We start from the raw sequence: 23,956 nt of genomic DNA, 5'->3' as shown, positions 1-23,956 counted from the left end.
GTGCGGGGCACGTATCGCGGCGCGGCGCGCTGCCCGCTTGGCGCCGTGAGGGCGTCCGAACGGTGCCCGCGGGCGGACACTGGAGCGACGACGTGATTCGGCCGTCCCGGAATGCGTGAGCGTCCGGAGGGCTTGAAGATCGATGAATGGCTGGCTCCGCCCGTACGTATGCGTGGGGGCGGGACATGGATTTTCCGACGGACTTCCAGGAGCACACTGATGAGTGGAACAGCCCAGATCGGCGTCACGGGGCTCGCGGTGATGGGCCGCAATCTCGCCCGTAACTTCGCCCGCAACGGCTTGACGGTCGCCGTGCACAATCGCACGGCGGCCAGGACGCGCGAGCTGGTGGAGGAGTTCGGCGACGAGGGCACGTTCGTGGCCGCCGAGTCGGCCGAGGAGTTCGTCGCGGCCCTGGAGCGCCCGCGCCGCCTGGTGATCATGGTCAAGGCGGGCGATCCGACAGACGCCGTGATCCAGGAGTTCGCGCCTCTGCTGGAGGAGGGCGACGTCATCATCGACGGCGGCAACGCCCACTTCGCCGACACCCGGCGCCGCGAGAAGGAACTGCGGGAGCGCGGCATCCACTTCGTGGGTACGGGCATCTCGGGCGGCGAGGAGGGTGCGCTGCACGGGCCGAGCATCATGCCGGGCGGCTCGGCGGAGTCGTACGCCTCGCTCGGCCCGCTGCTCGAGAAGATCGCCGCGAATGCTCCCGACGGCACCCCGACCGTCGCGCACATCGGCCCGGACGGCGCCGGTCACTTCGTGAAGATGGTGCACAACGGCATCGAGTACGCCGACATGCAGCTGATCGCCGAGGCGTACCACCTGCTGCGCGCGGTCGCGGGCTACTCCCCCGCGCAGATCGCCGAGACCTTCCGCACCTGGAACACCGGGCGGCTCGACTCGTATCTGATCGAGATCACGGCGGAGGTGCTGGCGCACACAGACGCGGCGACCGGAAAGCCGTTCGTCGACATCGTCACCGACCAGGCGGAGCAGAAGGGCACGGGCCGCTGGACGGTGCAGATCGCCCTGGATCTCGGGGTGCCGGTCTCCGGCATCGCGGAGGCGGTCTTCGCCCGTTCACTCTCCGGGCACGGGGACCTGCGCGCGGCCTCACGCTCCCTGCCCGGGCCGACGGCCAAGCCGCTGAGCGAGGCCGATGCCGCGCGCTTCGCCGATCAGGTCGAGCAGGCGCTGTACGCGTCCAAGATCGTGTCGTACACGCAGGGCTTCCACCAGATCCAGGCGGGCAGCGATGCCTACGACTGGGACATCGACCTCGGTTCGGTGGCCTCGATCTGGCGGGCCGGCTGCATCATCAGGGCGGCGTTCCTGGACCGCATCCGCGAGGCGTACGACACGCAGGCCGACCTGCCGAGTCTGCTGTCGGACAAGCAGTTCGCGGAGGAGATCGGCGCGGCGCAGGACGACTGGCGCGAGGTGGTCTCTGCGGCAGCCCGCAAGGGCGTCCCGACGCCGGGCTTCTCGGCGGCTCTCTCGTACTACGACGCCCTGCGCGCCGAGCGGCTGCCCGCGGCGCTCACCCAGGGCCAGCGTGACTTCTTCGGTGCGCACACTTACCGGCGGACCGACCGCGAGGGTTCGTTCCACACCCTCTGGGGCGGCGACCGCACGGAGGTGCGCACCGACTGATCAGCGCTGCGGCCTATTCAGCTCGCCGGACCCGGCTGGGGCTCCGGCTCCGGCGGCGGTACGGGTTCGGGGCTGGGGCCGGGCGGCTGCGGAATGGGGTCGGGCGCGGGTCCCGGCGGAGGCTTCGGAACCGGCCCCGGCCCCGGCAGCGGTCCGGGATCGGGTCCGGGCGGTCCCGGCGACGGGATCGGCGAAGGCGGTACGGGTGGATGGGTCATGCCAGACCTCCAGCGGTTCAAAAGTCGTGCGTTCCCAATGTCTCCCGGTGCGCGTGCCCACGCGCGCCGGGTCCAGTCATCATGATCCGTACGTGGTGGCCAGATGATCCGTACGTGGTGGCCAGGGCGGCGGCCCGCAGCCCGGACCGCTGGCGTCCCGCAGGGAGTCGAAGACCGGCACGGGGACCGGGGAGGTGTGCAGCAGCGTGATGCCGGCCCCTCCGCCCGATCACCAGAGCTGCGGCTGGTCCTTCAGCTGCTCCTCCGCGGTGCGGACCAGCTCGGCCGACGGCCTGGGAGCCTCGTCGGGGTGGCGATGCGCCCACTGGGCGGCGTACGGGCACAGCGGTACCGCGGGCACACCCTCGCGTGCCGCCATCGCGTAGAACTCGCGCACCAGCGCGCTCGCGATGCCCTTGCCCTCGTGCTCCGGCTCCACCACGGTGTGCACGGCCACCAGCGCGGCCGGCGTGGCGTCGAGGGTGAAGTAGGCGATGCGGCCGATGACTTGACCGTCCTCGTACGCCTCCAGGAGCCCCCTCTGCCGGTTGTCGCGGATATCGGGTTCTGCCATGGCCGCTGTCTCCTTCGGGCTGTCGGGCAGGTCGGACGACGGCACCGTCAGCGTACGGGCTACTCCCCCGCGGCGTCCGCGGCCTGCTTGTCGAGCTGAGCCTGCGCCCTCCTGCCGATCACCGCGGCAGCGGCGAGCGCACTGCCGAGGAAGGCGACGGCCACCACCCACGGCTGGTCGAAGCGGTGCCCGGTCGCGTGATCGAGGGAGTACCGACCGGCCCCGGCGATGCCGATGGAGGCCGCCGTGAAGCCAAGGAATGCTGGGTACTCGAAGCCGCCGGCCTGGTTGAAGAACCCGGCGGGAACATGCACCGACACCGCCCCTGCCATCGCGCCCGCGGCAGCGGCACCGGCCACGGGGGTGGCCAGACCCAGTGCGAGCAGCGCCCCGCCGCCCGCCTCGCCGAGCCCGGCGGCGGCAGCGCTCGGCCGGCCCGGGCGGAATCCCATGGCCTCCATGGCCTGCGCGGTCGGTTCCAGACCGCCGCCCCCGAACCAGCCGAAGAGTTTCTGTGCACCGTGCGCCGCGAGGACGGCTCCCGTGCCGACCCGCAGGACGAGCATGCCGAGGTCACGTCGGTGGAGGCAGGCCATGGGTGTCTCCCGGTGAGTACGGGGTCGGGTGGGGCGTCCGTCATCCACTCTCGTACGGGTCCGGCCGCCGTCCGCTGTGGTGCTGCGCCATGCGGGTGACACGGACCGGTGATCCACTGGCCGGAACCGTGCGGTAGATTTTGCGCGCCCTTGACCAGCATCAATTCATCGACATGGAGACCGCCCCTCAATGAGCGACATCGTCAACGGACTTGGCCGCGCGAGCGCGTACGGCGCCCTCGGTGTGGTCCTCCTGATCCTCGGCATAGTCCTGATCGACCTGCTGACGCCCGGAAAGCTGGGCCGGCAGATATGGGAGGACCGCAACCGCAATGCCGCGCTGCTGCTGAGCTCCGCGCTTCTCGGCATCGGCGGCATCGTCTTCACCTCGATCTGGACGACGTACGACAGTTTCGGCAAGGGCCTCGCCTCCACCGCCGCGTTCGGCCTGCTGGGCCTGGTGATGATGGGGGTGGCGTTCCTGGTGGTGGACCTGGTCACGCCGGGCAAGCTGGGGGCGACGCTGGTCGAGCCGGAGCCGCATCCGGCGGTGTGGGTGACCGCGTCATGCAACCTGGCGGTCTCGGCCATCGTCTCGGCGTCCATCGCCTGAGGACCGGGAGCTCTGCCGCGGGCTGGGGCTTCCCGTGGCGCGCCGGGCGAGTGTGGGCGTAGGTCTGGCGCCCACCGCTCACGGCCGGTGCACGTGGTGGCTCACGGCGTGTTCCAGAAGTGGTGCATCGCGTACGAACTCCACGGCCGCCACCCCGGCGCATCCGCCGTCGACGCGCCCGCCCGCCGCATGCCCGCCCGGATGGCCGCGTCCCCCGTCAGCAGCACGTCCGGGTCGCCGAGGGCGCGCATCCGGATGTAGCCCGCCGTCCAAGGGCCGATGCCGGGCAGGGCCAGCAGCTGGAGCTCGGTCTCGTCACGGTCCGCGCCCGGGTCCAGGGCCACCGCGCCCTCCGCGAGTGCGGCCGTCACCGTACGCAGCGTGGCGCGCCGCGCGTCGGGCATGTCGAGTTCGCCCAAGGCGGCCGCCGTAAGCGCATCGGCCTGCGGGAACAGGTGCGTGAGCCCGCCGCTCGGCTCGCACAGCGGCTCTCCGAACGCAGCCACCAGCGCGTCACCGAGTCGCCGACCCGCCGCCACCGAGACCCCCTCACCCAGCACTGCCCGTACCGCGAGTTCGTGCGGGTCGGCCGTGCCGGGGGCGCGCAGGCCGGGGCGCGCGGCGACCAGCGGGGCCAACGCCGGGTCCGTGCCGAGGCGTTCTGCGACGGCGCACGGGTCGGCGTCCAGGTCGAACAGGCGGCGCATGCGCTGCGTGGCCGTCGTCAGATCGCGCAGGTCCGCGAGGTGCAGCCGGCATTCCAACCAGCCTCCCGGGCCGGGCTGTTCGCCGACTTCTGCGACGCCGGACCCGCCGGGCAGCCGCAGGGTGCGCCGGTAGACGCGGGAGCCGCGCGCGCCGACGAGTTCCTCGATGCCGGCGACGGCGCGGCGGCCCAGGTAGTCGAAGACCTCAACGGCGGCGTAGGGACCGCGGTGGGCGAGCCGCAGCGGCACGCCGGCGGCGGCGCCGTTGTAGGGGGCGACCGGGCCGAAGCGTGAGCTGCGGCCGTCCCGGGCGGAGCGGAGTTCGCTGGGGGTGGCCGCGTAGATCTCCCGGATGGTGTCGTTGAACTGCCGTACGCTCGCGAACCCCGCCGCGAACGCGATCTCCGCCGCCTGCATGGTGGTCGTCTGCAGCAGTACGCGCGCGGTGTGACCGCGCTGGGCCCGGGCCAGGGCGATGGGGCCCGCGCCGAGTTCCGCGTTCAGCTGGCGCTGCACCTGGCGGGCGCTGTAACCCAGTCGGCTGGCGAGGCCCGCGACACCTTCGCGGTCCACGATGCCGTCGCCGATGAGCCGCATGGCGCGGCCCACGACGTCGGCGCGGGCGTTCCACTCGGCGGAACCGGGCACCGCGTCGGGGCGGCAGCGGCGGCAGGCCCGGTAGCCGGCCCCCTGCGCGGCCGCGGCCGTCCGGTAGAACGTCACGTTCCGGCGCTTGGGAGTGATCGCGGGACAACTGGGCCGGCAGTAGATCCCGGTGGTCGAGACGGCGAAGAAGAACACGCCGTCGAACCGGGCGTCCCGGCTGCTCACCGCCTCGTACCTGCTGTCCTCGATCGTCATGCGGCCAGTATGGGCACCGCACGCAGCGCACGGCTGGCGGAAATCGGACATGACGTTTTCCACGCGGGCGGCAATGCCGCACCCCCGCGAGAGGCGGCGTATCTGACGGGTCGGATCTGCACATCAGCGGCGGCGCGGCGCTGGTCGCCAGGGCGGCCCGCTGATCAGTTCGCGCGTCTGCCCGGACTCTCATGACATGTCTGGGATGATGCCCGAACGCCGCAGCCGGGCGCGAGCGATCACTGGAGGAGTCATGGCCGGTCAGTTCCAGGCAACGGTCGAGATCGACCGCCCCATCGAGGAGGTCTTCGCCTTCCTCGCAGACGGGAGGAACGATCCCAAGTTCAGCCCCAGGGTGCAGGAGATCACGAAGTCGCCGGAGGGCCCGACCGCGGTGGGAACCGTCTTCGCGAGCACGGTCAAGGACGCCGGGATGAAGACCAAGCGGCAGTTCCGGATCAGCGAGTTCGTGCCGCCCACCAAGATCCGCTGGACAGAGATCTCGAAGAACCTCGTGACGGCCGACGAGGGCGGATACGACCTGGAGTCGACCCCCGACGGCAGGACCCGCGTCCGCATCTTCAACAGGCTCGAAGGCCATGGCATCGGCAAGCTGCTCGTGGGCCTCGCCCTGAGTGCGGCACGTAAGGACGCCGACGCGTTCGGCCGGCGGATCAAGGCAGCCGTCGAGGCTTCCTGAGCCGAGCCGCGGCTGGGCGCGTCGCGTCACGCCCGACACCTTCCACGAGGACTCCGGCCACCCGCTCCGGCCGCGGCTTTGCCCTGCCCGAGCGGGTCGCGTGACCTGCGCAGAAAAATCTTCGCGCAGGATGTCGAAACCACGGCGCGTGCTTCTACCTACTCGTGAGAGCGCCGACGAGGGCGCGACGAAGGACGAAGGAGCAGGCCATGAAGTACATGCTGCTGATGCAGTTCAGCGAGCGGAACGCGGGCTTCCCGAGGATCGAAAGCTGGACCCCCGAGGAGATCCAGGCGCACATCGCGTTCATGGTGGACACGAACAAGAAGCTCGTGGACAACGGGGAGTTCGTGGACGGCCAGGGTCTGGCCGGGCCGGAGACCGCCAAGATCGTGCGGGCCGGGGCCGAATCAGCCGCCCCGGTGGTCACCGAGGGCCCCTACCCTGAGACCAAGGAGTTTCTCGCCGGGTACTGGATCGTCGACTGTGACAGCCCCGAGCGGGCGATCGAGCTCGCGGCATCCATCTCGGCGGCTCCCGGCCCCGGCGGAGCTCCGCTGAACATGCCGATCGAGGTACGCCAGGTGATGTCGGCGCCGACTGAGGAGTAGCGAGCTCTGGCCGGACCCGAGGAGACAGCCGCCGACCTGCTGCGCGAACTCGCGCCGCAGGTCGTCGGCGTGCTCACCCGGCGCTTCAGGGACTTCGACGCCGCCGAGGACGCGGTGCAGGAGGCGTTGCTGGCGGCGGCGACGCAGTGGCCTCAGGAAGGGCTGCCGCACAATCCGCGGGGCTGGCTGATCCAGGTCGCGAGCCGGCGGATGACCGAGCAGGTGCGCAGCGAGCAGGCTCGGCGGCGCCGCGAGGATCTCGCCGCACGGCGCGAGCCGGTCGACCGGCAGTCGGCGCCGTCGGCTGACAGCGACGACGCGGTGGAGCAGGACGACACCCTGACCCTGCTGTTCATGTGCTGCCATCCGGCTCTCACACCGAGTGCGGCGATCGCGCTCACGCTGCGGTCGGTCGGCGGGCTCAGCACGACCGAGATCGCCAGCGCCTTCATGGTGCCGGACGCCACGATGGCGCAGCGGATCAGCCGGGCCAAGCAGCGCATCAAGTCCTCGGGAGTGCCCTTCCGGATGCCGGACGAAGAGGACTGGCCGCGCCGTCTCGCCGCCGTTCTGCACGTCCTCTATCTCATCTTCAACGAGGGGCATACGAGCAGCTCCGGCCCGCAGTTGCAGCGCGTCGAGCTGTCCCGGGAGGCGATCCGGCTGGCAAGGGCGCTGCACGCGCAGCTGCCCAAGGACAGTGAGGTCGCCGGGCTGCTGGCGCTGATGCTGCTCAACCACGCCCGGAGCGGGGCGCGGTCCGGGCCGGGCGGTGAGCTGATCCCCCTCGCCGAGCAGGACCGCAGCCTGTGGGACGCCGAAGCGATCGCAGAGGGCGTCGCACTCATCACCGAGGCGCTGCCCAGGGGGCCACTCGGTCCGTACCAAGTGCAGGCGGCGGTGGCCGCCTGCCACGACGAGGCGAAGACGGCCGAGGAGACCGACTGGCCGCAGATCCTCGCGCTGTACGGCGTGCTCGAGCGCCTCTCCGCCGGCCCGGTCGTCTCCCTCAACCGCGCCGTCGCCGCCGCGATCGTCCAGGGACCCGCGGCCGGTCTGCGGATCCTTCAGGAGCTGGAGAGCGACGGCCGGCTGGCGGGGCACCACCGGCTGTATGTCGTACGCGCCCATCTCCTCGACATGGCCGGTGACCGGGAGGCCGCCGCGGAGAACTACCGGGTGGCCGCGAGCCGTACGACGAGCCTTCCTGAGCGGCACTACCTCATGCTGCGGGCCGCCCGGCTGGGCTCGCCGGACGAGTGAGCCGCAGGACGGGGGGCGCCAGCGCCGGGACGGCCCGTCAGAGGGCGCTGCCGCGGATGATGGCCAGCGGGGCCCCGAAGGGATCCAGGAACATGGCCATGCGGCCCACGCCCTCCGCGTCCATCGGCGGGATGAGCGTGGTGGCGCCGCGCTCGGTGGCCTTGGCGAACGTGGCGTCGACGTCGGCCACTTCGAAGTACGGATGCCACTCCGAGCGGGAGCCCGCGTCCAGGTTCTCCTGCGGGAGCTGCATGATGCCGCCGTGCGTGGCGTCCTTGCCGCCGCCCGCCGGGGAGACGACGGTGTAGGTGATGCCGGCGAACGGCATGTCCTCGTAGTCCCACGAGAAGACGGTGCGGTAGAAGTCCTTCGCGGCGGCCGCGTCCGTGGTGTACAGCTCGGTCCAGGACAGTGTGTTCACATCGGTGACCGCGCCCAGGCCTTGGGTGTCGCCGGGCTGCCAGACGGCGAATTCGGCACCGGTCGGGTCGGTGTACGCCGCCATCCGGCCTGCGGTGAAGACGTCCATCGGCTGGACGCGGACCCTGCCGCCGGCCTGCTCGACGGCCTTGGTGGTGGCGTCGGCGTCGGCGGTCATGAAGTACGGCGTCCACGCAGAGGTCGCGCCCTCCTCGGTGAGCGGGCCGATCGCGGCGACGGTCTTCCCGTCCAGCTGGAAGAAGCCGTATCCCCCTGCCTCCGGTCCCATGGTCTGCAGCTCCCAGCCGAACAGGTCCCCGTAGAAGGCGGCAGCCGCGTCCAGGTCGGGGCTTCCCAGGTCGAGCCAGTTCGGCGCGCCCGGGACATATGTGGTGGTCAGCATCGCAATTCTCCTCCCGCGAGAGCGCGGTGGGTGACTGATGTGGTCGGTCGCCTTCAGCATGCCAGCCCCCACTGACATCGGCCGTTCCGCGCGCCGCGACACCCTGCCTGCACACGAGGGCGTACCAAGTGCACTTGTTTCCACCCAATTGACCGGACGGTTCGTCAGTTCTCCGGCTCCGCGCCGTCTCCCCCGGCTCGCGTACCCCGGCCTCCACCCCGGGAGCCCGCACGGGGGCGACAAGGGTTTTCCCCGTATCGGGTTCATCTCGCCGTTCCCTACTGTCTGCCGCACCGGCGGATCCCGTCCTCTGACTCTTTGGTGTCAGGTGCATGTAAATCATGGGCTCCGTCGGTGATGGCCCTTGACCAGGGGCCGTCGCGCCGGCGGCGGCGCGCGGGCGACCCAACCCAGGGAACCGCGGATCGCACCCCCACAGCGAACCGCGGTTCCCGCGCCGCCGCCCGCGCTCCGCACCGTCAGTGGAAAGGGAACACCTTGAACGGTTCCAGACGGAGACTCATATCCGTCGTGGCCGCGAGCGCCACGATCGCCGCAGTCGCCGCCACGTCATCCGTGGCACTCGCCGCCACCCCGCAAACCCCCTCGCCGAAGCCCGCTCCGGCTTCGCAGTCCATGACCGCACTCCCGACCGCGCCGGTCGAGAAGGTCATCGTCACCTACAAGTCCAAGTCGGCCGAGGCCAGTTCCAACAAGGCCGCCGCCGGCGACGCCACGGCCAAGGGCGCAGAGACCGGCGAGAGCCTGTCGTTCGAACGCCGGCTCGCCGGTGGCGCCGCCCTGGTCGACCTGGGTGGCGAGGCGTCCAAGAAGGACCTCACCGAGGTCATGGACGCCTTCCGGGCCGACCCCTCCGTCGCGTCCGTGGACCCCGACATCCGCGCCTACGCGATGGCGGTCACCCCGAACGACACCGAGTACGCCAAGCAGTGGGACCTCTTCGAGGCCACCGGCGGCATGAACGTGCCCGGCGCCTGGGACAAGAGCACCGGCAGCGGCGTCACCGTCGCCGTCATCGACACCGGCTACGCCGCCCACACGGACCTGGCTGCCAACGTCGTCTCCGGCTACGACTTCATCTCCACCTCCGCGGATGCCCGCGACGGCAACGGCCGCGACAGCGACGCCAAGGACGAGGGCGACTGGAACGCCACCGACGGCGAGTGCGGCCTCGGCTCCAAGGCGAGCAACTCCTCCTGGCACGGCACGCATGTCGCGGGCACCATCGCGGCGACGACGGGCAACAGCAAGGGCGTTGCGGGCATCGCGTACAACGCGAAGGTCCAGCCGGTCCGCGTGCTCGGCAAGTGCGGCGGCTCTTCGGCCGACATCGCCGACGCCATCACCTGGGCGTCCGGCGGCACCGTCCCGGGCATCCCGGCGAACCCGAACCCGGCCAAGGTCATCAACATGAGCCTCGGCGGAGCCAGTTCCACCTGCCCGAGCGTCTACCAGAACGCCATCAACGGCGCGGTGTCGCGCGGTACCACCGTCGTCGTCGCGGCCGGCAACAGCAATGCGAACGCCTCCGGCTTCACGCCCGCCAACTGCGCGGGCATCATCAACGTGGCGTCCACCAGCCGTGAGGGCAACCGTTCGTTCTACTCGAACTTCGGCAGCATCGTCGACGTCGCCGCGCCCGGCGGCGAGACCCGCCGCGCCACCGACACGCCCGGCACCGTCACCACCCCCGAGAACGGCATCCTCTCCACGCTGAACTCCGGTGCCACCACCCAGTCTGCGGAGAACTACAAGCCCTACCAGGGCACTTCGATGGCCGCCCCGCACATCGCCGGGCTCGCCGCGCTGCTCGAATCGGCCAAGCCCGCGCTGACCCCGGCCGACATCGAGTCCGCGATCAAGACCAACGCCCGGCCGCTGCCCGGCACCTGCACCGGCGGCTGCGGCGCCGGTATCGCCGACGCCACCAAGACCGTGAACGCCGTCACCGGCACCCCCGGCGGCGCGACGTTCAGCAACGCGACGAACGTGACGATCTCGGACCTCTCGACCGCCACCTCGTCGATCGCCGTCACCGGCCGTACCGGCAACGCCCCCGCCGCCCTCAAGGTCGACGTGGACATCAAGCACACCTGGCGCGGCGACCTGGTCATCGATCTGATCGCCCCGGACGGGACGGTGCGCAACCTGAAGGCCTCCTCCGGCCCGGACAGCGCGGACAACGTCCTCGCGACGTACACCGTCGACGCGTCCAGCGAGGTCGCCAACGGCACCTGGAAGCTCCAGGTCCGCGATGTGGCATCGGGTGACACCGGCTACATCGACAACTGGAGCCTCACCTTCTAAATACACCTCGCAAAACTGCATCATCGCTGGTCAGGGGCGCGTCCACGGCATATCGCCGAGGGCGCGCCCTGCCGCCTGTCCGTCCCCGTGCGTCCGAATGCCGGACTCAAGGCCTGGACTGCGGCGGCCGGATTCGTATGCTCTGCTCCCAGGGCAGGGGGCCCGGGCGTGTCCGGAAGGGGGTGGCGGCGCGTGACATCGTCGGCGTACCGCCCCGCGACGGTCGGGCGAGGGGAGCTTCTCGCGCGGCTGGAAAGCGTCCTGCACACCCGTGGGCGCGCTCTGCTCACCGGCCCTGCCGGGGTCGGCAAGACGGAGGTCGCGCTGGCCGTCGCCGCGCGCGCCGAGTCCCGCGGCGAGAGGGTGCTGTGGCTCGCGACGCTCCCCGCCGACCGGAACATACCGGGAGCCGCCGCCGCGGCCCTCGTCGCGTCCGTGTCCGCGAGCCTGTCCTGGCCCGCGCCGGGCGCCCACGAGGGTCTGGAGGCTCACGCCGGTGCGGGCGGCGGCGGAGCTCCGGGCGGGTTCGACATTCTCGAAGGGCTGCCCGGTCCGCAGCGGAGCGCCGTCGCCATGCTGTGCCGTGAGGCGCCGATCCCGGAGCTCGGCTGGGACCCGATCGCCCTGCGGCTGGCCCTCGCCCAGATCCTGCGGACCCTCGCCGCGCGCGGACCGGTCCTGCTCGTCGTCGACGGCGTACAGCGCATCGACGCCGACAGCGCGGACCTGCTGCGTTTCGCTCTGCATCTGGCTCCCTCCGCGCTGCGGGCGGTCGCCGTCGAGACCCCGGCGGCATACGGCCCCGACACACCCCGTACCGCGTCGCACGGCCCCGACACACCGCGCGCCGGCGAGCCCAAGCCGGACCCGACCGACGCCGAGCCGCTGTGGGTGCCGTCCGAGGCCGATGTCCTGTTCGTGCCGCCGCTGCACGCCGACGAGATCGCCGAACTCCTCATCCACCACCGGCTGCCGTCGCGGATGGCCGGCCGCATCCACCGGGCGAGCGGCGGCAATCCGCGGCTCGCGCTCGCCGTCGGCCGGTCCCTCGCCGACGCGCGGACGCCCGTGCACCATGCCGAGGCGCTGTCCCTCTCCGGACGCGCCCGCGATCTGGCCCGCCAGTTGCTCGACGCCGCGTCCCCCGGCGTCCGCGGCACGCTCCTGCTGGCCGCGCTGGCGCTGCGCCCGACGGCGTCGCTGATCCGCCGCGCGGGCCGACGCAACGCCGAGGCCGACCTCGCCGCCGCCGAGCGGGCGAATCTGATCTCCCTCAAGGAGGACGGGACGGTCGTGTTCACCGCCGGTGTGCTGCCCTCCACGCTGGTGCACGACGCCTGCTGGACCGAGCGCAGCGACGGTCACGCGGCGCTCGCCCGGGTCGTGGACGATTCCGTCGAGGCCGTACGGCACCGGGCGCTGGCCACGGACGTTCCCGACGAACTGCTGGCCGCGGAGGTCGCGGCGGCCGCCGAAACCGCGCGGCGCCGCGGCAACAGCGCGCTGGCCGCCGAACTCGCCCTGCTCGCCGCCGAGTCCACGCCCATGCAGCACAGCGCGCAGCGGATCACCCGGCTCGTCGACGCCGCAGAGGAAGCCGCCCGCGCCGCCCGCGCGGACCTGGCGATGCGCGCCGCGACCGATCTCCTCGCCCGCGACGCCGCACCGGCCGACCGGGTCCGCGCGCGGCTCGCGGTGCTGGACACGGCCGGGCAGGGACTGAGCGACCTCGACGAGATCTACGTACACGCGATGGAGGACTCGGAGGGCGAGACGGCGCTGCGGGCGGCCGTCCAGCTCCGGCTGGCGGTGAAGTACGTGCTGGCCGACGGCGATCCCGCACGGTCCCGGGCCGCCGCGGTCGAATCCGCCGCGCTCGCGGGCTCCGTGGGCGACCGGAAGACGGCGGCCAGGGCGCTGACCGTGCAGGCGCGCATGGACCGGGTTCTCGGCTCGCCGGACGCGGAGCGGGTCCTTGCCGAGGCGCGGGCCCTCGAGGTGTTCGAGCGCCCGCTCGGCATCCGTAACGCGGCCCAGATACTGACGATCCGTCATGCCCTGTTCGACGACCGGCTCACCGAGGCCCGCGACCAGTTGAACGCCCTGCTGCCGCTGGTCGAGCGGCGAGGCCCGGTCGAGGACGCCATCGAGCTGTTCCGTACGCTCGCGGAGGTGGAGGCCAGACAGGGGCAGTGCGCGGCGGCGCTCTCGCACGCCGGACGGTCGCTCGCCCTGACACTGGAGGCCGGCCTCTCGCCGGGGCCCGCCTGGTACGCGCTGGCTCTCGCCGAGACCGCGGGCGGCAGCTTCGCACGCGCCGCGAGCTACGCCCGGCGCAGCGCCCAGGCCTCCGAGGAGGAGGGCGACCACGTCTTCCTCTCCCGCAGTCTGTACGCACTCGGCCGGGTCCAGCTCGTCGCCGGGGATGTGGCCAACGCCCTGGAAACCCTGCGCCGGGTGCAGTCCGGCGAACGCGCCCAGTCGACCGTCGACCCGTCCATGCTGCGCTGGCACGAGGAGCTGGCCGAGGCGCTGCTGGCGAACGACGCCCCGGAGGAGGCCGCGGCCCTGCTCGCCGATGTGCGCCCGGTCGCCGAACGCCTCGGCCGCGCCACGGTGCTGCTCGGCTGCGACCGGGCGTACGCGCTGTATCTGGCCGCGAGCGGGAACGTCGAGGAGGCGACGCGGCTGCTGACGGAGACGGCCGAGCGCTTCGCCGTGGCGGGTCTGCCGCTGGATCGCGGCCGGACGCTGATCGCGCTCGCCCGGGTCGAGCGCCGCCGCCGCAGGCGGTCGGCCGCGCAGAACGCGCTGCACGCCGCGGCCGCGGTCTTCGAACGGGCGGGGGCGTCCCCCTGGCTGGCACTGGCGACGGAGACGCCGTCCCGCACGGCCGAACCCGCCCCGGCCGGCGGCGGCGCCCCGTCCTCCCTCACGGACGCGGAGCTGCGCCTCGCGCTGCTGGTACGCCAAGGGGCCAGCAACCAGGAGGCGGCGGCGAAGCTGTACCTCAGCGTGAAGACGGTGGAGGCCCGCCTCACCCGCATCTACCAGAAGCTGGAGGTCCGTTCGCGCGCGCAGCTGGCGACCGCGCTGAACGCGTGGCAGGGCCACCCGCCGACGGTGCGGACGACGGACAGCCCGGCGGCGGGCTGACCGCACGGACCCGGGGGATCATTGATCTCAGACCGGTCAGAGACGACCACACGGAGGCCAGCGATGGGAGCGCAACCCGAGAACGTCATCTGGGAGCCCAGCGAGCGCTGGGTGCGCGGGACGAAGGGTGATGTCACCGTCGTCGACAGCCGCCGCCCGATCCTGGTCTGGGAGCCCGGCCGCCCCGTACCTCTCTACGCCTTCCCCGAGCAGGACGTCCGCACGGATCTGCTGCGGAAGGCCGCGCGACCCCCGACCGGGCGTCACGCGGGATCGACGGTCTTCTACGACCTGGAGATCGACGGCGAGGTGACCGGGAACGCGGCGTGGTCCTACCCCGGCGACGAGCTCGCGGGGTACATCTCCTTCGAGTGGTTCGGGCGGGACGTCCTCGACCACTGGTACGAGGAGGAAGCGGAGATCTTCGTACACCCGCGTGACCCGCACAAGCGAGTCGACGCCATCCCCAGCAGCCGGCACGTCCAGGTCGAGATCAACGGCACGGTCGTCGCCGACACCCGCGCACCGGTGCTCCTCTTCGAGACGCAGCTCCCGACGCGCTACTACATCCCTCGCGAGGACATCCGGTTCGGCCTGCTGACCCCCACCGGTCTGCGCACCCAGTGCCCGTACAAGGGCACGGCGACGGAGTACTGGTCCTGGGCGGGCCCCGGCGACGCGGCGGCGAACGTGGCCTGGAGCTACCCTGATCCGCTCCCCGCCGTGCGCGAGATCAAGGGCCTGATCGCCTTCTACAACGAAGCGGTCGACATCATCCTCGACGGCGAGCGGCTGGAGCGCCCGGTCTCCCCGTTCAGCGAGCTGTTCTCCTGAAGCCGGCGCTGCCGGCCGAGTACGTCCGCGCGGTGTTGGGACGCCACGCCTTCAGCGCGCATGTCGTCGCCGCTGACCTTCCCCGCCGGAAACGCGTCGTGCAGCCGGTCTCGACCCGCCTACTGACTTTGCGGCGACCGCTCTGGCCACGGGGCCGCGCCGAGTGCCGCGGGAAAATCGGAGCGCGACCCGTCAGCGACACCGGCGGGCGTTGAGCCGGGCGGCCTGGCGCGTCAGGTGGTCGCGCTCGGCGAGGTTGGGTGCCTTTTGGGCCGCCTCGGCATACAGCCGTGCCGCCGTCGCCAGGTCGCCGTCGCGCTCGTGGAGGTAGGCCGCCACCGCGGCATGGCGGGGCAGGGAGTCGTCCAGCGCCACGAGCGCCGCCAGGCCGGCGCGCGGTCCGTCGGCCTCGCCGACGGCCACCGCGCGGTTGAGCCGGACGACCGGGCTGTCGGTCAGGCGCGCGAGCTCGTCGTACCACTCGACGATCTGCACCCAGTCAGTCTCCTCGGCGGTGGGCGCGTCGGCGTGGAGTGCCGCGATGGCGGCCTGGGCCTGGAACTCGCCCAGCCGGTCGCGGGCGAGGGCCGCCTGCAGGATCTCGACGCCCTCGGCGATCAACTCGGTGTCCCACCGGCCGCGGTCCTGCTCGGCGAGCGGCACCAGGCTGCCGTCGGGCGCGGTCCGGGCGGCGCGCCGGGCGTGGTGGAGCAGCATGAGGGCGAGCAGCCCCGCCACCTCGGGGTGGTCGATCGCGGCCGCGAGCTGCCGGGTGAGCCGGATGGCCTCGGCGGCGAGGTCGACGTCGCCGGAGTAGCCCTCGTTGAAGACCAGGTAGAGGACGCGCAGCACGGTGGCGACGTCGCCGGGCTGGTCGAACCGTCCCCGAGCTCTCGACTTCTCCCCCAGGCTTCGGCCGGGAGGTGCCCCCAGAGCAGGGGATACCCCAACGCCGGAGACGGTGCGCTTGGCCCGGCTGATGCTCCCCCAGCCTTCGGCCGGGGGTACCCCCAGCGCCATCGTCGCCTCGGGCACCAGGTAGGCCTGGGCGATCTGGCGGGTGGTCAGCCCGCCGACGGCGCGCAGCGTGAGCGCGACCGCGGACGACGGCGTCAGCGACGGGTGGGCGCACAGGAAGTAGAGCTGGAGTGTGTCGTCCACCGCGGGTGCGGGCCCGGGCGCCGGCTCCTCGTCGAGGAGGTCCTCACGTCGGCGGCGGGCGGCGTCCGCCCGGGTCGCGTCGAGAAACCGGCGCCAGGCCACGGTGACCAGCCAGCCCTTCGGGTCCCGCGGCATGTCGGCCGGCCAGACGCGGACCGCCTCGACCAGCGCGTCCTGCACGGCGTCCTCGGCCGCCGCGAAGTCGGCTCCGCGGCGGACGAGGATCCCGAGCACGCTCGGTGTGAGGCTCCGGAGCAGGACCTCGTTCACTTCAGTGGCACTCCGTGATGGTGGGCGGCGCGGTCAGGAACGGGCGCAGCTCGAGCCACTCGTGGATCGGCTTCCCGCCCGCCCCAGGAGCGGCCGACAGTTCCCCGGCCAGCTCGAGGGCGCGCTCGTAGCTGTCGACGTCGATCACCATCCAGCCGGCGATGAGGTCCTTGGTCTCGGCGAACGGGCCGTCGGTGACCGGCGGGCGGCCCTCGCCGTCGTACCGGACGAAAGTCCCTTCGGGGGCGAGCGCCTGACCGTCGACGAACTCGCCGGTCCCCTCGAGCCGGGCCGCGAAGTCGTTCATGTACTGCACGTGGGCCGAGATCTCTTCCGGCGTCCATTGGTCCATGGGCACGTCGTTGACCGCAGCCGGGGCGCCGCGGTAGTGCTTGAGCAGCAAGTACTTGGCCATCGTGTTTCTCCTCGGTGCTGGTGCGACCCATTGTGGTCGCGTTCATTGCGGGGACGGAGCCAGTCACGGGTTCTCGACATCGCCGTCCGAAATTTTTTGACTCTCGTAGATGAGCCTGGGTGAGCCCTCTCGCGGTGTCCGGGTCCACGCCATGGCGCGAGGGCGAGACGGAGCGCGGCCTTCCAAGATCAGCAGCGATCAGGCAACTGAATCAAGAGAAGGCCTCGCGTGCGTCACTACGTGTGGTCCTGGCGCGTCGTGGTGCGCTCGGACCGGGGTGGTCGCGGTCGGCCACGGCCGGCCCGTCCAGGCCCTGCACGACGCCCAGTCCTTCGGCACGCCGGTGCGGGTGCGGTGGCGCAAGCGGATCTGGCGCCAGAGAAGTTGTGAGACGACGGCCCCCAAAACCGATCAAGGGCCTTGCCTCACCGAAGTGAAACAAGGCCCTGACCTGGGCTCGAAGCCCTCTTGCACCGTCGGGACGACAGGATTTGAACCTGCGACCCCTTGACCCCCAGTCAAGTGCGCTACCAAGCTGCGCCACGTCCCGATGCGCCGTTCGCCGGGTTTCCCCGCCGAGGGGCGCAAGAGAACATTACCCCACTCCCCGGTAGCCGCCGGACGTCCGGCCTGCGGTCATGTGCCGACCGTCGCTTCCGGCGGCGGCAGCGCATTCCGTGAGCAGCAGAGCCCGTTCGTAAGCGTCAGAGCTCTTCCATGACGAAGTCGGCCTTCATGGCGCCGCAGTCGGGGCACTCCCAGGTGTCGGGGATGTCCTCCCAGCGCGTTCCCGGCTCGATTCCCTCTTCGGGCAGGCCCAGCTCCTCGTAGTACACCCAGCCGCACAGAAGACACATCCACGCCCGCTTGCCGGACGACTGGTCGTTCATAAGATCCCTTCTCGGTTCCTGTTCCGGTCCATGTTCCGGGAGACGAACGCGGACACCAGCGCCTTGACCTCCCTGTCCATGAGGATCCCGGCGTGACCGGTCCCCGGCGCCGCTTCGAGGGTCACATCGCGCAGGCCGGCGGCGACCGCCTTGGCGTCGGAGTACGGCACCATCGGGTCGCCCGGGTCGTGGACGGCCAGGACGGGGGTGCCGAGCCCTCCGCCGAGCGCGACGGCGTCCCAGTGACTGACGGGCACGCCGTTGCGGAGGTGGAGTTCGCGGTAGATGCCGTCGACCACGGTGCGGGTCAGCCGCAATCCCGCGCCGTCCCATCGCTCCAGCACGCCGCCCAGGGTGCAGGCGGGGGCGATCGCGACAAGGCAGTCCAGCGGCTGCGCCCTCCGCCGCACGGCCGCGCCGATCGATGCGATCGTGCCCAGCGAGTGCGCGACGATCACCCGCACGTCTCCGAGGGTGTCGAGGACCGCCCGGACCGCCCGCGTGTACTGGGTCATCGTGGCCTGCGAGCCCTTGCGCACCCCGTGGGCGGGGGCGTCGAACGCGGCGACGGAAAGGCCGAGTTCACGCATGGGCGCGACGAGCGAGTGCATGCTGCTGCTGTCGGACGCCCAGCCGTGGACGAGCAGCGCGGTGCCTTCCGTACCGCCCTGTTCGCCCCACAGGTATCCGTTGGGCGCGTCCGGGCTGTCGTGCACGGTGAAGTGCCGTGCCCCCAGCGGCAGTACGTTGTCGGGGCGCAGCCCGAGAGTGCGCGTGCTGCTGAAGACATCGGTCGCCCAGCGCGCACCCGCCCCGGGCGCGACGGCGCCCAGGGCGGTGTGGGCGAATCTGCGCAGGGCTCGGGCGGTCACGAGACGCCCTTGCCGGACGCCATCGCCTTCTCCCCCGGCGCCACCTTGGCGCGGGTACGGTCGGTGTAAAAGCCCGACTCGGTGTCGTAGAAGTGCAGATGGCGCACGATGCGCCACATCTGGCCGAAGGTGAACTTCTTCTCCCTGACCATGCCCGGGTACTGCCGCTTGAGTGCCTCCTGCGCCTTGGGGAGGTTGTAGTACGGCACGACGGGCGCGACATGGTGCGCGGTGTGGATGGAGATGTTGTGGGTGAGGAACAGCAGCCACTTCGGGTAGACGTAGTCCGTGGTGAGCAGTAGCCGGCTGGCGTTGCGTGTCCAGTGGTCTGCGGTCAGATAGGGCACGTCGCTGGCACTGTGGTGCATCAGCGTCGTGGCGCTGAACCACGCGTGGGTGGCGATCCAGGGGGCGACGAAGTACAGCAGCACGCCCTGGAATCCGGTGAAGTGGATGAGCATCCCGAAGTACGGGACGCCCAGGGCGAGGACGAAGGCGATCGAGCGCCGCACCTCGCGCCGCTGTCCCTGTTTGGGGAAGAAGCCGGGCCGGAAGCCGGACTCCAGCCAGTAGTTGATGGTGCCGCCCCAGAATGCCCAGGTGCGGGTGGACATGTAGACGAGCTTCTCCCGCACCGTCATGCGGTCGTACATCCCGGCCGGCAGAGGACGCCAGTCGGTGTCCAGCTCCAAATGGTTGGTGCTGCTGTGGTGCATATTGTGAACATGTCGCCAGGCGTGGAAGGGATAGGCCAGCGGCAGCAGTGACAGGTGCCCGATGGCGTAGTTGAACTTGCGGGAGCGTGAGAACGATCCGTGCCCGCAGTCGTGCGCGATGCAGTGCAGGCCCCAGCCGCCGAGCCCCGCCACGATCCACAGGGGTAAGTAGAGGAGCCAGTGCGGGGCGTGGGCCACGCCGAGGATCGCGCCGAAGTACAGCAGCCAGCTGACGGCGAAGCCGGCGATGCCGCGGGCGACCCGGGGTTCGAAGTAGTCCTTGGGGATCGCGCCGGCGAGGCGCTCCCCCTCGATCTGCTCGGACTGCCGGAGGAACTTCTCGAAGTGTTCGTCAGGCGCCGAAGGAAAGTTGAACGCACCCATGTCGTCTGTCGTCTCCTTTGCGGACGTCCGGTCCTACAGCCTGAGTTCCTTGGCGAGGTAGGCGCTGAGGTCGTCGATGGACTGGTACTCGTACAGCAGGCCCGGGGACAGGCGGCGCTCGACGATCTTCTCGAGCGCGCCGGAGACCTGGACGGCCACCCGGGAGTCGAGCCCGTAGGACTCGAAGGTCTTCTTCGTGTCGATCTCACCGGCCGGGACCTCGATCTGCGAGGCCAGGTAGTCGGTCAGCCAGTGTCTGAGCGACTCTTCGGTCAGCGGGCCGTCCGGCTTCGGGACGGCTTTCTTCCTCCTGAACAACTGCCAGCTCCTGTCTTGCCTCTGTCCTGGGCGGACGGTGGGGGGTGAACTCATGTGAAGAGGGATACCGTGAAGAGGGATATTGCGGTATTCGTACGGCTACGGCACGGTCTGGCGGACAGCCGCGGCCTTCGCCTCTTCCCTGCGCTTGGTGATCGTCTCCCTGTCGGGCTCGCGCAGGCTCCAGACGACGCCCACCTTGCCGAGTCCGGCCAGCAGCCAGCCGCTCATGTCCGGCTCCCACCAGGTGACCCCGTGGCGGTAGGAGCCGGGGAACGCATGGTGGTTGTTCTGCAGACCCTCACCGAAGGTGAGCAGGGCGACGGGCCAGTTGTTGGCGCTGCGGTCCTTGTTGTGGAAGGGGCGGCCGCCGAACGCGTGGCAGACGGAACCGACGCACCAGGCCGCCTGGTTGGCGACGAAGATCCGCGCCAGACCACCGAAGACCAGGCCGGTGAGCGCGGACATCGCGGTCCCCTCGACGGCGAAGCCGATCAGTGCGGGCAGCACCAGACCGCTGACCACCCACAGGGGATAGGTGCGGTGGAAGTACATCAGCCGGCGGTTCTTGAGCACATCGGGGCCGAAGACCGTCCACTTGGTGGTCTCCGCGCTCAGCATCCACGGCATGTGCGCGTACCACAGGCCGTGCATACGAGCCTTGAATCCCCTGCCGTGCAGATTGGGCGAGTGCGGGTCGCCCTCCTGGTCGCTGAACCGGTGGTGCCTGCGGTGGGTGGTCACCCAGAACATCAGCGGCCCCTGCGCGCCCATGGAACCGGTGATCATCATCACCGCCTCGAAGGCCGGCGATGTCTTGAACGCCTTGTGCGCGAGATAGCGGTGGAAGCCCACGGTGATGCCGAACATGTGCACGAAGTACATGGCCCCGAAGAGCCACAGGTCCGTTGCTGTGAAGTTCCCGGTCCATAAGAAGTACACGGCGGCTGCCGTGCCGATGAGCGGCAGCGTCATCGTCGTCAGCGCGGAGAAGCGTTTGATCCGCAGACTTGCGGGATCAAGCGTGACGATGGCGCCGGAGAGCGCCGGGGAGGTGGCCGTGGCCGAGGACATCAGTCGACTCCTTCCTTGTCGGGTCGTTCCCGGTCGGGATAGCGCGCGTTGGACACCAGGCCCAGCGCGTCGAGTGCCCGGATGACCGCCCCCGTGGGGTCGATCTGCCAGAGCCCGTGCCGGTTGTGCGCGAGCGCCGGGCGGGCGTGATGGTTGTTGTGCCAGGAGCCGCCGACCGACAGCGCGGCGAGCGGTGCGACGTTTCTGCTGTTGTCACGGGTGCGGTAGGGCCGGTTGCCGATGCTGTGGCCGATGGAGTTGACGCCCCAGGTCACATGGTCGAGCAGGAAGATCCGCGCCAGACCGCCCCAGAGGAGGCCGCCCACTGCCCCGCGCACACTCCCGGTGGCCAGCCAGCCCAGCAGCGCGGGCAGCGCGAGACCGGCGAGGATCCAGCCGAAGTAGTACTGATTGAGGCGCATCACGAGCCGGTCCCGTACGAGGTCGGGCACGCGCTTGGCCCAGTTCTGCCGGCGTACCTGGAACAGCCAGCCGACGTGTCCGTGCCAGAACCCGCGCAGCCGGGGGAACCGGCCGCCGCCGAGCGGACGCGGCGAATGCGGATCGCCGTCGCGGTCGGTGAAGGCGTGGTGCTGGCGGTGGGTGGCGACCCAGAACAGCACCGGCCCCTGGGCTGCCATGCTTCCCGCGATGCCCCAGAAGGCCGTCATGCCGGGCCCGGCGGTGAAGGACTTGTGGGAGAAGAACCGGTGGAAGCCGCCCTCGACGCCGAGTGAGGTCACCGCGTACATCACCAGCAGAAGCAGGCCGTCGACAAGGGTGAACCCGTAGTTCCAGGAGAAGACGACAGCAGCCGCGAAGCCGAGGGTCGGCACTCCGACGGTGACGTAGGCGAGCCTCCTCGCCGCCGTGTCCAGCTCCCCGACGGGCGGCGGGTCGGCGGCGGTCGGCGAGGGGCCGGTGGAAGCCGTCGTGCCGCCCGCAGGAGTGGTCGGGTGGTGGGTGGGGGTTGTCGTGTTGTCGGTGGTCATCGCACAGACACCTGGCTTTCGGCCGGAGAGGGCGGAAAGGCCTTCAGGCTTCCGTTCTCGAAAGCGGCCTTGGTGGCGTTGCGGCGGATCTTGCCGCTGGTGGTCATCAGGACGACCCCGGGCGGGCCGAAGTGCACAGCGGCCGGCTTCACTCCGTGTTCGGCGGTCACCGCGGCTGTCACCCGCTCCCGCAGCCGGCCCTCCTCGGCCGCGAACTCCCCCGGCGTACCCCGGAATTCGGCGACGACCACGACCTCTTCCTCCTCCCTGCGCGTGCTGCGTACGGAGAAGGCGGCCGTTCTGCGCAGTGCGCTGTGGGACTTCTGGACGGAGTCCTCGATGTCCTGCGGGTAGAGGTTGCGGCCGCTGATGACGATCAGGTCCTTGAGCCGTCCGGTGACGAACAGCTCCCCGTCGAGCAGGAACCCGAGGTCGCCGGTCCGCAGATACGTCTGTCCCGCCCTGCCCGGCAGCCTCGCGCCGAAGGTCTTCGCGGTCAGTTCCGGCCGGTTCAGATATCCGCTCGCCACGTTCGGGCCGCTGACCCAGATCTCTCCGATCCTCCCGGCGGGCACCGGATGTGCGCTGTCCGGGTCGACGACGACGACCTCGTGACCGGTGGCGACGACGCCGCAGCTGACGACGCCCACCGCTCCCGCGGCCTCGCGGTCCGGGGCTCGGCGCACCTCGCCCAACTCCAGCGCCGTGCCGTCCAGCCACTCGGTCCGTACGCCTTCGCTCTCGGTTTTGCCGGAGACGAAGAGCGTCGCCTCGGCCAGTCCGTAACAGGGAATGACCGATACGGGGTTGAAGCCGGTGACGGGTCCGAAGCGCTCGTGGAATGTGTCGAGCGTCGCCCCGGAGACCGGCTCGCTGCCGCAGAAGACCTGCCGCAGCGTGCTCAGGTCGAGGGTGCGCAGTTCGTCGTCGCCGATGGACGAGGCGCACAGGTCGAAGGCGAAGTTGGGCCCGACTGTGATGGTCACCCGGTGGTCCGTGATGGCCTTGAGCCAGCGGTAGGGGTCCTGGACGAAGTGCACCGGGGAGAGCATGACGAGCGGCCATCCGCCGTGCACGGCCAGCATGATCGTCCCCATCAGGCCCATGTCGTGGTAGGGCGGCAGCCAGGAGCAGCCGACGCGGTCGGGCTCCACCCCCATGTGGTCCTCGAGCACCCGGCAGTTGCTGACCAGGTTGTCGTGGGTCAGCACGATTCCCTTGGGGTCCCCGGTGGAACCGGAGCTGTACTGCAGCAGTGCCTGGTCGGCGAGGCGCAGCGGGGCCGCGGCCTCCCCCGTGCCGAGGTAGAACTCCTCCTCAGGGAAGATCCACTCGATCTGCGGTGAGCCGCCCGGGAGTTGCTCGTCGAACTGCGCGGCCTGGCCGCTGAAGCGTGGATCGGTCAGGACGGCGTCGGGTGCGCAGTCGACCACGATGGAGAGGAAGCGCGCCATGGCGCGCCGCCCGATGGGCGGGAAGGAGGGGACGGCGGTGCAGCCGGCCCTCAGGATTCCGAACAGCCCGGCCACATAGTCGAGTCCGGGGTCGAGGGCGAGGACCACCCGGCCGCCGTCGAGACCCCGCCGGCCCAGCTCGGCCGCCACCGCCTCGGCGCGCACGGCCAGCTCGTGATAGGTCCAGTCGACAGCCTGGTCGCTCGTGCCGTCCTGCAGAAAGCGGAACGCGAGCCGGTCCGGCTGCGTCCTCGCCCGCTCCTCGAGGATCTGGGGCAGAGACGTTCCCAGGGGCTGCGTCTCCAGGGGCTTCGGTGGCGGTTTTGGGTATGGCGATTCCACTGACGGCGTTTCCACAGAGGGCCTTTCTGCTGGATACGGGTCTGCTGGATCGAGGTCAGGGCGTTCGGCGGTCAGGGGGGTGCGGCAGTCCCGGGGGGTGCGGCGGTCGCCGCGGTTCGGCG

21 protein-coding genes and 1 tRNA gene are annotated in these 23,956 nt (G+C 71.0%); 8 read left to right on the top strand and 14 right to left on the bottom strand.

Annotated features, from left to right (window positions below; all coding sequences use genetic code 11):
- Positions 1–219 precede the first annotated feature (219 nt).
- Positions 220–1,662, top strand: coding sequence for an NADP-dependent phosphogluconate dehydrogenase (gene gndA, locus ACFYWY_RS08780; protein ID WP_389181837.1), 1,443 nt, complete (start codon positions 220–222; stop codon positions 1,660–1,662).
- A 447-nt stretch (positions 1,663–2,109) separates the two neighbouring features.
- Here the strand turns inward: gndA and ACFYWY_RS08775 are convergent, their stop codons facing one another.
- A complete protein-coding gene (locus ACFYWY_RS08775; RefSeq protein WP_389181834.1) occupies positions 2,110–2,454 on the bottom strand; it encodes a GNAT family N-acetyltransferase in 345 nt (114 codons plus the stop codon).
- A gap of 59 nt (positions 2,455–2,513) precedes the next feature.
- Positions 2,514–3,050 carry a DoxX family protein gene (locus tag ACFYWY_RS08770; protein ID WP_389181831.1) on the bottom strand — a complete coding sequence of 179 codons (537 nt, stop codon included), beginning with the start codon at positions 3,048–3,050 and terminating at the stop codon, positions 2,514–2,516.
- Positions 3,051–3,240: 190 nt separating this feature from the next.
- Between ACFYWY_RS08770 and ACFYWY_RS08765 the strand changes: the two genes are divergently transcribed.
- The gene (locus ACFYWY_RS08765) at positions 3,241–3,663 is read left to right on the top strand and encodes a DUF350 domain-containing protein (protein ID WP_389181828.1); all 423 of its coding nucleotides are present in this window, start codon (positions 3,241–3,243) and stop codon (positions 3,661–3,663) included.
- Positions 3,664–3,764: 101 nt separating this feature from the next.
- Here ACFYWY_RS08765 and ACFYWY_RS08760 read toward each other — a convergent pair whose 3' ends face one another.
- Complete coding sequence (locus ACFYWY_RS08760; RefSeq protein ID WP_389181826.1) at positions 3,765–5,231, bottom strand: AlkA N-terminal domain-containing protein; 1,467 nt, start codon at positions 5,229–5,231, stop codon at positions 3,765–3,767.
- 253 nt (positions 5,232–5,484) lie between these two features.
- Here ACFYWY_RS08760 and ACFYWY_RS08755 point away from each other — a divergent pair, with 253 nt between their 5' ends.
- The 3 genes from ACFYWY_RS08755 to ACFYWY_RS08745 all read left to right on the top strand — a co-directional run bounded on the left by ACFYWY_RS08755 (position 5,485) and on the right by ACFYWY_RS08745 (position 7,805).
- On the top strand, positions 5,485–5,931 hold the full coding sequence (locus ACFYWY_RS08755) for an SRPBCC family protein (RefSeq protein WP_389181823.1): 447 nt from the start codon (positions 5,485–5,487) through the stop codon (positions 5,929–5,931).
- A gap of 209 nt (positions 5,932–6,140) precedes the next feature.
- A complete protein-coding gene (locus tag ACFYWY_RS08750; RefSeq protein ID WP_389181819.1) occupies positions 6,141–6,542 on the top strand; it encodes a YciI family protein in 402 nt (133 codons plus the stop codon).
- A gap of 6 nt (positions 6,543–6,548) precedes the next feature.
- On the top strand, positions 6,549–7,805 hold the full coding sequence (locus ACFYWY_RS08745) for an RNA polymerase sigma factor (RefSeq protein ID WP_389182280.1): 1,257 nt from the start codon (positions 6,549–6,551) through the stop codon (positions 7,803–7,805).
- A gap of 37 nt (positions 7,806–7,842) precedes the next feature.
- Here the strand turns inward: ACFYWY_RS08745 and ACFYWY_RS08740 are convergent, their stop codons facing one another.
- A complete protein-coding gene (locus ACFYWY_RS08740; protein ID WP_389181816.1) occupies positions 7,843–8,628 on the bottom strand; it encodes a VOC family protein in 786 nt (261 codons plus the stop codon).
- A 636-nt stretch (positions 8,629–9,264) separates the two neighbouring features.
- Here ACFYWY_RS08740 and ACFYWY_RS08735 point away from each other — a divergent pair.
- The 3 genes from ACFYWY_RS08735 to ACFYWY_RS08725 all read left to right on the top strand — a co-directional run bounded on the left by ACFYWY_RS08735 (position 9,265) and on the right by ACFYWY_RS08725 (position 14,946).
- Positions 9,265–10,956: a S8 family serine peptidase gene (locus ACFYWY_RS08735; RefSeq protein ID WP_389182277.1), complete on the top strand. Its 1,692-nt coding sequence runs from the start codon at positions 9,265–9,267 to the stop codon at positions 10,954–10,956.
- A 192-nt stretch (positions 10,957–11,148) separates the two neighbouring features.
- The gene (locus ACFYWY_RS08730; RefSeq protein ID WP_389181813.1) at positions 11,149–14,112 is read left to right on the top strand and encodes an AAA family ATPase; all 2,964 of its coding nucleotides are present in this window, start codon (positions 11,149–11,151) and stop codon (positions 14,110–14,112) included.
- Between the two features lie 63 nt (positions 14,113–14,175).
- Positions 14,176–14,946: a DUF427 domain-containing protein gene (locus tag ACFYWY_RS08725; protein ID WP_389181810.1), complete on the top strand. Its 771-nt coding sequence runs from the start codon at positions 14,176–14,178 to the stop codon at positions 14,944–14,946.
- A gap of 192 nt (positions 14,947–15,138) precedes the next feature.
- Here the strand turns inward: ACFYWY_RS08725 and ACFYWY_RS08720 are convergent, their stop codons facing one another.
- The 10 genes from ACFYWY_RS08720 to ACFYWY_RS08675 all read right to left on the bottom strand — a co-directional run bounded on the left by ACFYWY_RS08720 (position 15,139) and on the right by ACFYWY_RS08675 (position 23,834).
- Positions 15,139–16,377 carry an RNA polymerase sigma factor gene (locus ACFYWY_RS08720; RefSeq protein ID WP_389181807.1) on the bottom strand — a complete coding sequence of 413 codons (1,239 nt, stop codon included), beginning with the start codon at positions 16,375–16,377 and terminating at the stop codon, positions 15,139–15,141.
- A gap of 1 nt (position 16,378) precedes the next feature.
- A complete protein-coding gene (locus tag ACFYWY_RS08715) occupies positions 16,379–16,792 on the bottom strand; it encodes a YciI family protein (RefSeq protein WP_389181804.1) in 414 nt (137 codons plus the stop codon).
- 476 nt (positions 16,793–17,268) lie between these two features.
- Positions 17,269–17,342: transfer RNA gene (locus ACFYWY_RS08710), tRNA-Pro, on the bottom strand.
- A 154-nt stretch (positions 17,343–17,496) separates the two neighbouring features.
- Positions 17,497–17,682: a rubredoxin gene (locus tag ACFYWY_RS08705; RefSeq protein ID WP_389181801.1), complete on the bottom strand. Its 186-nt coding sequence runs from the start codon at positions 17,680–17,682 to the stop codon at positions 17,497–17,499.
- The gene (locus ACFYWY_RS08700) at positions 17,679–18,554 is read right to left on the bottom strand and encodes an alpha/beta hydrolase (RefSeq protein WP_389181798.1); all 876 of its coding nucleotides are present in this window, start codon (positions 18,552–18,554) and stop codon (positions 17,679–17,681) included. Before ACFYWY_RS08700 ends, ACFYWY_RS08705 begins: the two co-directional genes overlap by 4 nt.
- On the bottom strand, positions 18,551–19,654 hold the full coding sequence (locus ACFYWY_RS08695) for a fatty acid desaturase (protein WP_389181796.1): 1,104 nt from the start codon (positions 19,652–19,654) through the stop codon (positions 18,551–18,553). The genes ACFYWY_RS08700 and ACFYWY_RS08695 overlap by 4 nt, the downstream gene beginning before the upstream one ends.
- 33 nt (positions 19,655–19,687) lie before the next feature.
- Positions 19,688–19,972 (bottom strand): acyl carrier protein, encoded by a 285-nt coding sequence (locus ACFYWY_RS08690; protein ID WP_389181793.1) that lies wholly within the window; start codon positions 19,970–19,972, stop codon positions 19,688–19,690.
- Positions 19,973–20,071: 99 nt separating this feature from the next.
- On the bottom strand, positions 20,072–21,046 hold the full coding sequence (locus ACFYWY_RS08685) for an acyl-CoA desaturase (protein ID WP_389181791.1): 975 nt from the start codon (positions 21,044–21,046) through the stop codon (positions 20,072–20,074).
- On the bottom strand, positions 21,046–22,038 hold the full coding sequence (locus ACFYWY_RS08680) for an acyl-CoA desaturase (RefSeq protein ID WP_389181788.1): 993 nt from the start codon (positions 22,036–22,038) through the stop codon (positions 21,046–21,048). The genes ACFYWY_RS08685 and ACFYWY_RS08680 overlap by 1 nt, the downstream gene beginning before the upstream one ends.
- Positions 22,035–23,834, bottom strand: coding sequence for a fatty acyl-AMP ligase (locus ACFYWY_RS08675; protein ID WP_389181785.1), 1,800 nt, complete (start codon positions 23,832–23,834; stop codon positions 22,035–22,037). Before ACFYWY_RS08675 ends, ACFYWY_RS08680 begins: the two co-directional genes overlap by 4 nt.
- Positions 23,835–23,956: the final 122 nt, after the last annotated feature.

This window comes from Streptomyces sp. NPDC002870 (assembly GCF_042888505.1).
Taxonomy (GTDB): domain Bacteria; phylum Actinomycetota; class Actinomycetes; order Streptomycetales; family Streptomycetaceae; genus Streptomyces.
The sequence above is the reverse complement of the archived record's forward strand: the minus strand, read 5'-3'. Positions and strand labels throughout refer to the sequence as shown.